This is a genomic window from Moorena sp. SIO4A1, from assembly GCF_010672065.1.
Taxonomy (GTDB): Bacteria; Cyanobacteriota; Cyanobacteriia; order Cyanobacteriales; family Coleofasciculaceae; genus Moorena.
In genome coordinates this window covers 18,881-31,995 of record NZ_JAAHHX010000071.1, presented here as the reverse complement: position 1 = coordinate 31,995, position 13,115 = coordinate 18,881, and the positions used below count along the sequence as shown (strand labels likewise).

Genomic DNA, 13,115 nt, shown 5'->3' with positions numbered 1-13,115 from the left:
CTCTTTCAGGGATGACAAGCAGCTCAGGATAATTACCCTTAATAAAAATCTCCCTATCTCCCTATCTCCCCATCTCCCTATCTCCCTATCTCCCCATCTCCCCACACCTCCCACCCTCTCCTTAATATAGCAGAAGTCAGAAGTCAGAAGTCAGAAGTCAAACTCTTGCGCTTACTTAGGTTTGAGACTTTTGTCATGTCCGCGCCTGCCCTGGCGACTGCTATAATTATCGGTATTCAACCAGACTTGATATTACTGGGTGTGGGGTGTGGCCGGGAGCCGCACTGTTAACAAAAAGGCACCTATAAATTACTAGGTGCCTTGAGCAGACCAAAAACTATAAACTATCAACAACTATTGACTGAAGTTCCCCCGTACACATGTACTAAATAAGTACGAAAGTACTGCCAATTCTAGCTTTGAGGGTTGTATAACAATAGTATTACTGGGTACAGACTGACTTGGAAAACGGCTGAACCTATTGCTATGAATAAATTATAGCTTACTCGTGCATTGAAGGGTGTACAGTGTTGCCATTCATTTTAGCTTGTCGCGACAGTTCAATGCAACTCCTCCGCCATGTAAAAACTTGTTTTTGGTTAGCGTACGCACTACAATTAAGGGTAATTATCCCGACATGATATCACAAGTCATAATAATTGATTTTCCAGGAATTTTTAAGATAAATTGGCCAAAGAATCCACGAATCGTTCTGTCTCCTCCTACTAACCTGGCTGAATTATTCTGATCACAACTGAATTATAGCGGTTATCATACTTATGAGGTACACAGGATTTTTTCCCTCTTCTCTCTTCCCTACTCCCTACTCCCTGTTCCCTTTAGTACTAATTTTGATACCGATTTGATAAATCGATTCATAATTAACGCAGCGATCGCACCAACTCCAACATGAAATAGCACAAACACGACACTGTAAGTCAAGCAAGGTGTAACACCAGCGCTGGGGCAATCTAAGGATTCTTTCGGGTCGATAACAGACTCTACCGGTTTAGCATCGGTTTGGGACGAAATACCACTGACCGCTAAACCAGTACCGACCAGGGCAATCCAACGTTCTAATTGTTTTTCTCGCGCTTGATCAGCCTCCTCCTTATCTCTGAGGGCTTTTTCCAAAGCGCGATCGCATTCTGCCTGTTCAATGTCCACAATGCCTCGGATACTACCAAGCATCTGGTCCAATAGTTGCTGACCGGGTTTGAGATAATTCAGGTCGGTTTCAATCTGTTTTTCAAACCGTTTAGTTCTTTGGTTGAGGAAGTCTTCCAAAAACTTGATACTATCGTCTTCGAGACTATATTCACAGATTTTGTTTAGCCAGTAGTCATAGTTGTAGTCATTGGTAGCGATCGCATTTTTGTGATCCTTCATGTCTCGCAGATAACCAGCATAGTCAAAGGTCTTGGATGGCATGTCGGTCAGTTTCTGCTTCAGTTGCTCTAGCCGTGTGTCTCGCTGCGTTGCCAATTCCTTGAAATCTGTAACCTCTTTTTCTAGTTGGCTATAGAGTCCTCTAGTTTGGCGATAACACCAACGGGCTTGATCATAAGCAAACAGGATTTTACTGCGACAGCACAATAGATTGAAAAATGACAAAGACGTCTTTTCAACCAGGTTTAAGGTTTCTGGGTGACGGTTTAACCAGACCAGAACGTGACATTGCTCCGTTGGTTTCTCTTTACCGTTGTCATAGGCAAATATTGGGCTACCAAATAACTGCCCAGATGCCATAAACTGGGATTTTTGGTCAGTTCCCTGGAAAAAACCATCCACACAGGCATCGGCTAACGTTCTATCTTCCTCGGGAGTGCCCACGGGTTCCCCATAGAGCACTAAGGTTTGTCCCAAGGAAGCTTGAATGTTGCTGGCTAGGAGGCACCCTTGGGGATTGAAATGACTAAATTGACTGGCTGCAACGGTATTCTGACAAGACAGGGTTAGGTCAAGGGCATAAGTATCATGAATTTTAACCGGATAGACCTGGACGGTTAGGGGAGAGCCTGCTAGTTGTAGTGCTGCTGTGTAGGTTAAGGTAGCATTCCCTGGGAGTAACTCTACGTAACGGCTTGCGATCGCTGTTTGGCTTGGAGAGGATTTTATTTTTTCAGGTAAGGATTTCAGGTCTGGGATACCTAGGGGTTGGCTGAGGTTAGCACAGTGTTGCCACAACTGATCCGCATCCGGTCGCAACTGTTCCAGTTCTTGGCTTAAGTCTTGGCAGAGATGGAAGGCATAAAGGGTGACGCTGGGGTTTTTGAGTCGCAAGGCGGTATCACTCATCAGCGGGAGTGTTGGGTTTTTCGGTTTCTAGGGGAGTACTCTGACGGATAGCGTTGCGTAGTTCTTCTGTCAAGTTCTTTTCATACTCAGCTTTGGCTTCAGGAGTGGGGACAGTGCCTCCAATTCCCTTCTCACCAATTGGTTCATGATCTGGGAGACTTCTACGTACTTGCTGCAAAGCAGTATTAATTTCTGGTAGTTTATTGCACCAATCTAAGAGTAATTTTGATATTTCTTGAAAATTTTCTGGAATCTTTTCCAAGAGAGTTTGTCTGTCTTGAGTATTCAACAGGTCTGGATTATTTTTTATTAAAATTGTAAACGCTTTAACGTTTTTTTGTGCAAATGTCATGTTAAATTATCCCAATTTAATTACTATAAACTACTAGTTGCCAATGGCAACGAAAGCTGCCCAATGGTAGGGGTTCTGAAAAGGTTTTTCCATAGAACCTAGGTTATAAAAGCAGTCGCCTAACTGTTCTCGGTGACTCAGACTCAAGGGCAAATGCTTTGCCCACTCCTCTAATTCTCCTTTGGTACTATCCCGAAGCCAGAGTTGCGCTTGGTTAAGGGCAACCGCTAAAGTCATCTGCTCTCGTAGATTCTGATAAAATTTAATCATCAACAACGCTGTGGATAAATCGTTTACCTTCCACAGGCTACTAACTACTGCTGGACTCCCCGCCACTAGGAAACCACTGGGTAACCCAATGTATTCATCGCTGATGTTCTTGTAATCAATTAATCCGGTTTCACAAGCGGAAAGGGTGACCAGGCGACATTGTTTTAATTGTAACTCAAAGACATCATCGATAGTCAAACATTTCTCTAGGTCATATTTTTCATCTTCTACCCGTAAATAGCGCTCCGGATTGGGTTCAGCAGAGGTCGGTTGGGCATTGGCCAGAATTAGAGCTGATTTCCGTGGTTCTTGGTAGTTAAAGTAACCGTGACAGCTAAAATGGACATAGTGGAATGTGTTGAGAGGTTTGCTATCTATGGCGGCTTTGGTAGCATCGTTTTCCACAAGCACTTCTGTATCTGGTGGTGGGTTGAAGTAGCTTTTAATTACGTCTACTTCCATAGGAGTGTAAACTAAATCAGCACTGGGGTTTTGAACCGCAAACAGGTGGGTAAACTCTTCTGGGCGTTGTCTGGTTTGAGTAAGTTGGAGTAGTTGACAGCTAGGGGCGTAACTTACCCCTGCTGGAAACCGATCCATGAGAATTTCCGATTTATCTTTTCCCTGCTTACTGGTAATCGGTAAGGCATGAAGGGGGAATAAATGTAAAAACCAATGGGGAATTAAAATTAAGCGATCGCACTCTGGGGGTATTTGCTTAATGATGTCATCTATGTGAATAATTTTTGCCAACAGATGGAGGCGAGTATTCAGACGGCGTTGCCAATGGTATTTTTTGTTGTAGTAGGCTCTGAGATACCCATTTACCCATTTTATTAATTTGTCTAAGTCTTTTGGCTCAGATTCCCAAACGATAGGCGGCTGGGTTTGACGGGTAAAGATGAAAGTGAGCAGATTATCCGATGTAATATAAAACTCTACAATGGCAGTGTGGTCATCTAATTTTTTCTGAAATTGCTCAAAGTTAAAGCCAGAACCGATAGGTAAATAGTGGTCTTGTAAATCATTCCGCTGCTGTCGCAATTCTTGAAGACTTTGTGCCAGGGCGTTGGGATTGTCAGCTTTGCCCTGTTGGATTTGATTTTGACCTGCGGCTATTTCATCCCTGTATTGTTCTAGTTGAGTAGCAACATCTGGGGGAAAGATGGTTTTCAGGTCACGGCTGAGAATCTTGTCAACTAAATTGCCGGTTTTGCTCCGTTCAACATATTCAATGGCTTTAGTTATCTTATTTAATTCTCGGCAAGTTTCTACCATGCCTCCATAGACTCTATTCCATTCTTCAGCTAGTTTTGTCTTGTATTCTTCTACTCCAGAACCATAAATAATTTCATCTCGCAGGAATTCTACGGTTTTAATGGCAGCATCAAAAGCCTTGTAAGCTTCCGGGAAATGTTGAGCATATCGGTAAGTGAAACCAAGGTTAGTGTTAGTATTTAGATACTCTTGGGGAAATGCTTCACGGGTGCGTACTTCTAAAGCGGATTGGTAGCAAGCGATGGCCTCTTCTAAGTTTTTTGCTTTATCCCCTTTTATTCGGTTACCGTAAGCACCACCGAGATTATCTAGTGTCTGTGCCCAATCAATAGGAAATGCCTCAAAAGTATAAACTCTAAGAGCCTGTTGGAAACAAGCGATGGCCTCTTCTATATTCTGGACTTTCTCCCCTTTTATTCGGTAACAGTAAGCAGCACCAAGATGATTTTCTATCCATGCCCACTGAAAAGGAGATGCCTCAATCGTTAATACTTTAAAAGCTTCTTGGTAAAAAGCGATGGCCTGTTCTATATTCTGTGCTTTCTCCCCTTTTATTCGGTTACGGTAAGCAATACCGAGATTAGTTTTTGTCCTTGCCCACTCAATCGGAAATACCTCAAAGGTTAATACTCTAAGAGCTTCTTTGTAACAAGCGATGGCTTGTTCTATATTCTGTGCTTTCTCCCCTTTTATTCGGTGATCGTAAGCACCACCGAGATTATTTTGTGTCCCTGCCCACTCAATCGGAAATGCCTCAAAGGTTAATACTTTAAGAGCCTGTTGTAAACAAACGATCGCTTCTTCTATATTCTGTGCTTTCTCCCCTTTTATTCGGTTATCGTAAGCACCACCGAGATGAATTTGTGTCCATGCCCACTCAAAAGGAGATGCCTCAAAGGTTAATACTCTAAGAGCCTTTTGGTAACAAGCGATGGCAACTTCTATATTCTGTGCTTTCTCCCCTTTTATTCGGTGAGCGTAAGCAAGACCAAGATTATTTTGTGTCGTTGCCCACTCAATCGGAAATTCCTCAAAGGTTAATACTCTAAGAGCTTCTTTGTAACAAGCGATCGCTTCTTCTAGGTTTTCTGCTTTATCCCCTTTTATTCGGTTACCGTAAGCAGCACCGAGATTATTTTGTGTCATTGCCCACTCAATCGGAAATTCCTCAAAGGTTAATACTCTAAGAGCTGCTTGGTAACAAGTGATCGCTTCTTCTAGGTTTTCTGCTTTATCTCCTTTTATTCGGTTATCGTAAGCAATACCGAGATGGAATTTAGTCCTTTCCCAATCAATCGGAAATGCCTCAAAGGTTAATACTCTAAGAGCCTGTTGGTAACAAGCGATTGCAACTTCTATATTCTGTCCTTTCCCCCCTTTGATTCGGTCACCGTAAGCAATACCGAGATGGAATTGAGTCTTTGCCCACTCAACCGGAAATGCCTCAAAGGTTAATACTCTAAGAGCCTGTTGGTAACAAGCGATTGCAACTTCTATATTCTGTGCTTTCTCCCCTTTTATGCGGTTATTGTAAACAACACCGAGATTAGTTTGTGTCAATGCCCATTGAATAGGAAATGCTTCACGGGTGAAAACAGTTAGTGCGACTTCATAGCCAGTGATGGCAATTTCAATAGTGCTGGCTTTGTCACCCAAAGGTAATGGCTGAATTAGAGTGCTAAATTTAAAAATAACTACTCCTAGGTATTCCGCTTCATCTGCTTCCACTTCCGCCAGCTTACTTGTTGCCCAATCCCGCAATTGCTCTGCTAACTTATGATTAATTTTATCAGTATTTGCTGCCAGTAATGGGTAAACTACCTGCGCATCACCCCTACTGTCTGCAGTTGCTTGTAGTACCTCTAAGAGAAAGTCAAGTTGGGCATCAGATGTATTGTCAGCCATTGCCATCCACTGCTATACAATAGTTATTCAAAAATTAGACTTATTGAAAGCACCCTGGATTTACCAATCTTCCGCCATTGGCAAAACTGTCTGCTGCTATCCGTTAGGGAAAGGCAAGAGGCAGAACCTCGTCAATTATAGCATTCCTAAGAAGTCTGAAGTCTGAAGTCTGAAGTCTGAAGTCTGAAGTCTGAAGTCTGAAGTGGGTAGTGCTGTATTAATATCTAACATACGAGTACCCATTAACCGCAAACGAGTACTAGTTTATCGCAAACGAGTACTCGTTTCTCACATACCAGTACTCGTTTCTCGTTAACTAGTACTGGTGTATAACAAACGGGTACTGGTGTATAACAAACGGGTACCCGTTTCTCACATACCAGTACTCGTTTCTCGTTAACTAGTACTGGTGTATAACAAACGGGTACTAGTTTTTCGTTAAACTGTACTTGTTTATCATTTAACAGTACTAATTTATCAGTAACTAGTACTTGTTGCTAATCTACTAGTACTTTTGTATTAAAAACCGGTACTGTTTTGTTCTTAACGAGTACCATTTCCTCACATGGTAAGAGGGAATAGGGAATAGGGAGCAGGGAGCAGGGAGCAGGCAATAGGCATGCTAGCAATAGGCATGCTAGCAATAGGCAAGGTAAGCTATCAGCTAATAGCTATCAGCTATAGCGTTTCTAGGACTCATGAGGTACACATAACTGTTTGACTATTGGCTTTTGCTTCTTCTCTCTTACCTGCTCCCTGCTCCCGTCTTGATGCAGTCGCTCATGGGGGAAACCCCCAAGACCGCGCTGCATCGCTGCTTCCTGCTCCCTAAAAACCAGATATTTGTACCTCACCAGTCGTAGAATTGCTATAGCTGAATGCGACACCTAACCGGATGTTACTTATCCGTTAACTGGTTCAACCAATTGGTCAAATCCACTTCGGTTTCAAAATCTAACAACGCTTCTCCTAAATCCTCCAACTGGTCAAAGGATAATTCCTCAATTTGATTTTGTAATTGGGGATTGATTTCACCTAGACGACGGTTAATTTGACGGATAATTAAATTAAGCTCATTGCGCTTTCCTTGTTCTAATCCCTGTTCTAATCCTTGTTCTAATCCCCGTTCTAATCCTTGTTCTAATCCTTGGCGAATAATTCGTTGATAAACTACTGACTCTTGCATCATATCCTCCCGAAAATAAGCTTGAATTAAATTAAGAATTAAGAATGAAGAATTAAGAATGAAGAATGCATAATTTAGAACTTATAGCAACCGAAGTATAGTTTAGGACAGAGAATTTTGGTTGAAAGGGAGCAGGGAGTAGGGACTAATGCCGTAGGCCACGGGGGGCGCGTTCGGAGCAGAAATATGTCTTAAGCTTTACTGCGACTGCTATACATTCTCAATTCTACATTCTTAATTCTACATTCTTAATTCTCAATTCTCAATTCTCAATTCTCAATTCTTAATTCTTAATTCTCAATTCTTAATTCTACATTCTCAATTCTTAATTTGATAAAAACCCTTGACAACTTAAATTATAATAATTACAATAATCATTGTAAATTCAAGTAAAACTTTTTCACTATGTCAGACAACTTTACTCGCAATTTCAAGAAAAAACCAACTCAGCACACTCTCAAAGGTCCTCGTGAATCAGTAATCAATAGTATCCATATGCTTTATTCCCTAGGCTATGCAGAAATCGCGGAGTGGACTCCTCTAGAGCCGACCGATATTCCAGGTGAAGTGATGACTACTATGACCAAGTATTGGTTGTTGCCATAACACCTTAACTTTCTGGGGGGTTTTCCCCCCCGGGGGCCTTGGGTTTCGGAAATTTCTGACATATGTGATTGCCATAGCCGTGGATAGTATTTCTACGGCTATTTTTTTATGGAATTTAGAATTAAGAATTAAGAATTTAAAATTAAGAATTAAGAATTAAGAATTGAGAATTGGGAATCGGGAATCGGACAAAAGTAAAATTAACTGTTGAAATAGGGAGCAGGGAGCAGAAGGGCTTTTGGTAACTTTACATAAGTTAATACAGCGAGGCAGAGGTGCGACCCGTGGCGAATTTAATTCTTAATGCGGAAAACGCACCATTACGGTCTTGGGGGTTCCCCCCACTCGCGCTTTGCATCAAGAAGTGAGGTTTATTTTTGTCCAGGTACTTAGCGATCGCTACTCTCGAAACAATCCGTAGCGATATCCTAACTGCCAGTCGAGATGTCAGAGATTACTGAATGATTAATCTACTATATATGTGGAGTAGTTCCCAACAGACTTGGGTCAACCTGCGTTTCCTGCACACCTAGTCTAAGGATTTTTGGCCCTTGGTGGCAGAACTATCGCAAAAAGCCTAATCATTGTCCGCACCCCGCTCTTGCCTAGACGGGGCTTCCAAACATCGGACAATTTTTTTGTGAGTTGAGTTAGACAAACTGCTATATACTAACGAATGACTGCTAAACAGCTTGCTACCATCGTGAATAAAGTTCCTATTCTCAGCATTGACTTAGGTCGTACCTCTACTAAAGCTTGTATCAGCCGTTACCCCGATGGTGTAGTGCTAATTCCTGCCAATGTTGCCCATCTCACCGTTGAGCAAGTGCGTCGGGGTGGGTTTGAAGCTCGACTAGGTGACCCTCTATTAGATATTTGGCTGGAGTATCAAGGCAAAGGATACGCCATTGGACAACTAGCCGCTGACTTCGGAGCTAACTTGGGTGTTGGTCAATCGAAAGTAGAAGATGCCTTGATAAAAGTCTTTGCCTGCGTAGGACATTTCGAGCTTCAAGGTGACTTGGCAATTATCATGGGATTGCCCTACCATTCCCAAGAGCAGTTTGAGCGTGAAAAAGACGAATTAATTGGTATCCTCGCTTCTCCTCATGTCATGTACTACAGAGGGGAACAAGTCTCGATTACGATTAAGAAAGTTTGGGTGATACCAGAGGGTTATGGTAGCTTGATCTGGGTTGAAGTTCAGGAAAACGATCCATCGGATGGCGGATTACACGACCGTTCCGTCGCCGTTGTGGATATTGGCCACCAAACCACTGACTTTATCATGGCAGATTCGTTCCGATTTGCTAGAGGAGCATCTCAGAGTGAAGCGTTTGCCATGAATGAGTTTTATGATCAATTAGCTGCGCAAATTCAGGGAGCTGATAGTCAATCGTTGCTATTAATCAAAGCGGTTAATCGTCCAGAGGGAGAGCGCTTTTATCGTCCTAAGGGTGCTGCTCAGCCCACAGACCTCGACGAAATTATACCGAGTTTGCGCAAAAGTTTTGCCCGTGAACTGTCAGATCGCTTGCTCGCTTGGCTACCAGAACGCACCACAGACGTAGTGGTGACTGGTGGTGGTGGACAATTCTTCTGGAATGATCTTCAACTTATCTTCAAAGAAGCTAGACTGAAGGGTTACTTAGCTCAACCCTCTCGAAAAGCAAATGCTTTGGGACAATACATTTATGGAGAGGTGCAGAAGCAGTCAGCATCTCGATAAATTGTATTGTAATTATCCCCTAGCATTATAGGTATAATTCCCATGGCAGCGATCGCAAAAAAAGTAAATAAAACAGTAGCATTTACCTCTAACCGAGAGGATCAATCCCTACTAAAGGCAGTGGAAAAAGAACTAGCTAAGGGTCAGTATCCTAGCTTTAGCATGTTGTGCAAGCAAGCTCTCCAAGAGTTTCTGTTAAGACCAGAATCCTCTGAGGAAAAAGCATCCTCCCAGGAAGCAACCGAGGAAACAACCGAGGAAACAACAGGTGTTGGAAATCTTGAAGACAAGCTAACCCAACTGCAGCAGCAATTAACTGAAGTGGTACAGGCTTTATCGGTTCAGAGTCCTAGCCAACTGAATAGTCAGCTAAGTGATATGACTCAACGGATTGAGGAAATAGACTCTAATACAACTCAACAATTGACGCAGTTACAACAGCAGCTTGGGAAATTAGAGCAGGTTCTATCTACTGAAGAATCTTCTGATCAACTTGATGATCAATTGACGGCCTTAATCGAACAGGTCAAGCAAGTGGATGACCGTTCTCATCAACAACTCGAACACTTAAAACAGCAAGTTGCTGGTGTAGAAACGGTGCTGTCGAATTTTAGTACAACGGATTTGTCTGGCGTAAGAGAACAGGCATCCACAGAAAAAGCTACTAGAGAGTCAGATGGGAGCCTCCGCGCAGGATTGGAAAAAGAGGCTGATCAATCTGATCCGTTACTAAGTCGCTTGGGTTCTTTATTAGAGGATTTTTAATTAACTGTATAGTGCTATGACAAAACGCAGAGTTGGACTGCTGTTTGGTGGTGTATCAGGAGAACACGAAGTTTCGATTAGTTCTGCAAGAGCGATCGCAAACGCTCTGGGTGCCGATGAAAATGCCTCTAAGTACGAATTGCTGCCAGTGTACATTCAAAAAAATGGCATCTGGACAGTGGTCGAAACTATCGCACAGGTTTTAGACTCGGGAACCCCCCTGGAATCTGCTCCTAGCGGTAATGTCTGGCAATTTCCGGCTGTTGTCAGTGAGGTAGATGTCTGGTTTCCCATCCTCCATGGGCCGAATGGGGAAGATGGCACAGTTCAGGGATTACTAACCCTGATGGGAGTACCCTTTGTCGGTAGTGGTGTTCTTGGTTCAGCTGTAGGCATGGACAAGCTGGCAATGAAAACAGTATATGCCCAAGCCGGATTACCCCAAGTCAACTACATGGAAGTTTTGCGATCGCAAGTTTGGTCCGATCCCTGTGTATTTACCAAACTCTGTGACCAAATTGAGGAAACCTTAAACTATCCCTACTTTGTCAAACCAGCTAATTTAGGCTCATCGGTCGGGATTGCCAAAGTGCGATCGCGTTCTGAATTAGAAGCCGCCTTAGATCATGCTGCTAATTACGACCGTAGGTTGATTGTAGAAGAAGGAGTAGTAGGGCGAGAAGTAGAGTGTGCTGTACTAGGGAACGATCATCCCAAAGCCTCAGTAGTTGGTGAAATTACCTATGAGAGTGATTTCTATGACTACGAAACCAAATACACTCAAGGTCAAGCCGACTTGTTAATCCCCGCTCCCTTGCCCACTGACGTGACTACCCAGATTCAGGAAATGGCAATCCAGGCTTTTACTGCCGTTGATGGGGCTGGTTTAGGACGGGTAGACTTCTTTTATGTCGAAGCCACTAGGGAAATCTTCATCAACGAGATTAACACCTTACCAGGTTTTACTGCAACCAGTATGTATCCCCAACTGTGGGCAGCTACAGGTGTTTCTTTTCCAGAATTAGTGGATCAGTTAATTCAACTAGCAATAGAACGGGCTTGAATCTTCGTCCGCACGGAATATGATAGGAAAGGTTACGCCAAAGATTGAGCTGAGTTAAACAATTTGAGGAGAAAAACTTGGAACGGACATTTCTGATGGTTAAGCCGGATGGTGTACAACGGAATCTTGTTGGTCAAATCATCCAGCGTTTTGAGACAAAAGGTTTTACCTTAGTTGGGCTGAAGCTGATGAGCGTCAGCCGTGAACTTGCCGAACAGCATTACGCTGTTCACAAAGAGAGACCTTTCTTTGGTGGACTAATCGAATTCATCATCTCTGGTCCTGTAGTAGCAATGGTTTGGGAAGGAAAGGGAGTAATTGCTTCCGCAAGAAAGATTATTGGTGCTACCAAACCTCTGGAGGCTGAACCAGGAACTATTCGGGGCGATTATGGGTTAGACACAGGTCGCAATCTTATCCATGGCTCAGATGCCATTGAGACAGCGCAGCAGGAGATTAGTCTTTGGTTTAAGGAAGAAGAGCTCGTTAGCTGGGAACCAACCATAACCTCTTGGCTTTATGAGTAACAGTAACATTTACCTTTAAACGGCAAGTCCCACGCTCTACCAATGTTTGGTGAGCGTTGGGATCATTGATAGGGAGATGGCGGAATTCTTCCCGACTCTTGTTAAAAGCAGTTAGCGGCTAGCTTCTTTTGCCCTTTGCTCTTTCCCCAAAGCCGCTTGCCCTTCATTTTCTACAGGAATTGACTCCAGGTCTGGGGTCTTAGACTTTTCAGAAAATCCCCACATGAACACTAGGGCAATAGCAGCAATCATTAACCATTCCGGTGGCACTAATTCCGGTTTAATCGCTCTGACCAACAGGCGCAATCCCACAAAGCCCACGGTGATGTAGCCAGCATCCTCCAGATAGACATACTCTTTCAACCAACGAATAAATAAGCCCGCCATGAAGCGCAGGGTAATTACCCCAATGGTGCCACCAGCAATAACCAGCCAGGTCTGGTCAGAAATTGCGATCGCTGTCGTGACACTATCCAAGGAAAAAGCTAAATCCGTTACAGCAATTAGGGGAATTGCCTGCCATAGAGAAGTAAACTTCGGGCCATGATGGTGATGTTGTTCATCTTCATCAGAGGTGAAATACTCAAAGACCAACCAGAGCAGATAGGCAGCTCCCAATAACTCAAACTGCCAAAACTGCACTACCCAAGTGGCTGTGAGAATCAAAGTGATTCGTAGGACATAGGCAACTGCTAAGCCCAAGTTAAGAGCATGGCGTTGAAGTTGTTTGGTCTCTAAGCCTTGGGAGATCGCAGCTAATGCGATCGCATTATCAGCAGACAGTACAGCTTCTAGTGCGACCAGAATCAACAAAACCACAGGACCCTCAAGCCCAACATTAAACGATGAGTTAAGAATTTGGTCTAGCATTAAAAATTCTTAATGTCTTAAAAGGTTAACTTAGTCTATTACATAGACTTAATCGCCTAAATTGCTAAAACTTTGATATCTAATTTAATTAATCTTAACATTATAATCAGAATTTTAGTGCGCTGCGACCCCAGGGAGGTTCTAACGCCCACACCGAACCTGCAGCAAGATAAAGGTAATAGCTGTGAAGGATTCTAGTATCTGGATAGGACAAGTTATTGTGATAGAATTCCAGAACTAGCCCAATTAGTTGGCTAATGGTATAG

At 43.1% G+C, this 13,115-nt stretch carries 11 protein-coding genes; 5 read left to right on the top strand and 6 right to left on the bottom strand.

Annotated elements, in window-relative coordinates; translation table 11 throughout:
- Positions 1-816: 816 nt before the first annotated feature.
- From F6K53_RS29830 to F6K53_RS29810, 5 genes are all read right to left on the bottom strand, one after another.
- Positions 817-2,298 carry a hypothetical protein gene (locus tag F6K53_RS29830; RefSeq protein ID WP_293083172.1) on the bottom strand — a complete coding sequence of 494 codons (1,482 nt, stop codon included), beginning with the start codon at positions 2,296-2,298 and terminating at the stop codon, positions 817-819.
- On the bottom strand, positions 2,291-2,650 hold the full coding sequence (locus tag F6K53_RS29825; RefSeq protein WP_293083169.1) for a hypothetical protein: 360 nt from the start codon (positions 2,648-2,650) through the stop codon (positions 2,291-2,293). The genes F6K53_RS29830 and F6K53_RS29825 overlap by 8 nt, the downstream gene beginning before the upstream one ends.
- A 33-nt stretch (positions 2,651-2,683) precedes the next feature.
- Positions 2,684-6,109: a CHAT domain-containing protein gene (locus tag F6K53_RS29820; protein ID WP_293083167.1), complete on the bottom strand. Its 3,426-nt coding sequence runs from the start codon at positions 6,107-6,109 to the stop codon at positions 2,684-2,686.
- A 683-nt stretch (positions 6,110-6,792) separates the two neighbouring features.
- On the bottom strand, positions 6,793-6,957 hold the full coding sequence (locus F6K53_RS29815; protein ID WP_293070724.1) for a hypothetical protein: 165 nt from the start codon (positions 6,955-6,957) through the stop codon (positions 6,793-6,795).
- A gap of 44 nt (positions 6,958-7,001) precedes the next feature.
- Positions 7,002-7,292, bottom strand: a complete 291-nt coding sequence (locus F6K53_RS29810) for a DUF4351 domain-containing protein (RefSeq protein WP_293083164.1) — start codon at positions 7,290-7,292, stop codon at positions 7,002-7,004.
- Between the two features lie 402 nt (positions 7,293-7,694).
- Between F6K53_RS29810 and F6K53_RS29805 the strand changes: the two genes are divergently transcribed.
- The 5 genes from F6K53_RS29805 to ndk all read left to right on the top strand — a co-directional run bounded on the left by F6K53_RS29805 (position 7,695) and on the right by ndk (position 11,979).
- Positions 7,695-7,895, top strand: coding sequence for a hypothetical protein (locus tag F6K53_RS29805; RefSeq protein WP_293070720.1), 201 nt, complete (start codon positions 7,695-7,697; stop codon positions 7,893-7,895).
- Positions 7,896-8,571: 676 nt separating this feature from the next.
- Positions 8,572-9,624: a ParM/StbA family protein gene (locus F6K53_RS29800; RefSeq protein WP_293030398.1), complete on the top strand. Its 1,053-nt coding sequence runs from the start codon at positions 8,572-8,574 to the stop codon at positions 9,622-9,624.
- A gap of 42 nt (positions 9,625-9,666) precedes the next feature.
- Positions 9,667-10,389 (top strand): hypothetical protein, encoded by a 723-nt coding sequence (locus tag F6K53_RS29795; RefSeq protein ID WP_293046835.1) that lies wholly within the window; start codon positions 9,667-9,669, stop codon positions 10,387-10,389.
- A gap of 16 nt (positions 10,390-10,405) precedes the next feature.
- Complete coding sequence (locus tag F6K53_RS29790) at positions 10,406-11,452, top strand: D-alanine--D-alanine ligase family protein (protein ID WP_293083162.1); 1,047 nt, start codon at positions 10,406-10,408, stop codon at positions 11,450-11,452.
- Between the two features lie 77 nt (positions 11,453-11,529).
- A complete protein-coding gene (ndk, locus tag F6K53_RS29785) occupies positions 11,530-11,979 on the top strand; it encodes a nucleoside-diphosphate kinase (protein WP_293070716.1) in 450 nt (149 codons plus the stop codon).
- Between the two features lie 111 nt (positions 11,980-12,090).
- Here ndk and F6K53_RS29780 read toward each other — a convergent pair whose 3' ends face one another.
- Positions 12,091-12,849, bottom strand: coding sequence for a DUF475 domain-containing protein (locus tag F6K53_RS29780; protein WP_293030057.1), 759 nt, complete (start codon positions 12,847-12,849; stop codon positions 12,091-12,093).
- Positions 12,850-13,115: the final 266 nt, after the last annotated feature.

Bases quoted from the DNA above. Each gene is read 5' to 3' on its own strand.
- F6K53_RS29780 (WP_293030057.1), bottom strand. From the start codon at position 12,849: ATGCTAGACCAAATTCTTAACTCATCGTTTAATGTTGGGCTTGAGGGT.
- F6K53_RS29820 (WP_293083167.1), bottom strand. From the start codon at position 6,109: ATGGCAATGGCTGACAATACATCTGATGCCCAACTTGACTTTCTCTTA.
- F6K53_RS29825 (WP_293083169.1), bottom strand. From the start codon at position 2,650: ATGACATTTGCACAAAAAAACGTTAAAGCGTTTACAATTTTAATAAAA.
- F6K53_RS29805 (WP_293070720.1), top strand. From the start codon at position 7,695: ATGTCAGACAACTTTACTCGCAATTTCAAGAAAAAACCAACTCAGCAC.
- F6K53_RS29800 (WP_293030398.1), top strand. From the start codon at position 8,572: ATGACTGCTAAACAGCTTGCTACCATCGTGAATAAAGTTCCTATTCTC.
- F6K53_RS29795 (WP_293046835.1), top strand. From the start codon at position 9,667: ATGGCAGCGATCGCAAAAAAAGTAAATAAAACAGTAGCATTTACCTCT.
- F6K53_RS29810 (WP_293083164.1), bottom strand. From the start codon at position 7,292: ATGATGCAAGAGTCAGTAGTTTATCAACGAATTATTCGCCAAGGATTA.
- F6K53_RS29790 (WP_293083162.1), top strand. From the start codon at position 10,406: ATGACAAAACGCAGAGTTGGACTGCTGTTTGGTGGTGTATCAGGAGAA.
- F6K53_RS29830 (WP_293083172.1), bottom strand. From the start codon at position 2,298: ATGAGTGATACCGCCTTGCGACTCAAAAACCCCAGCGTCACCCTTTAT.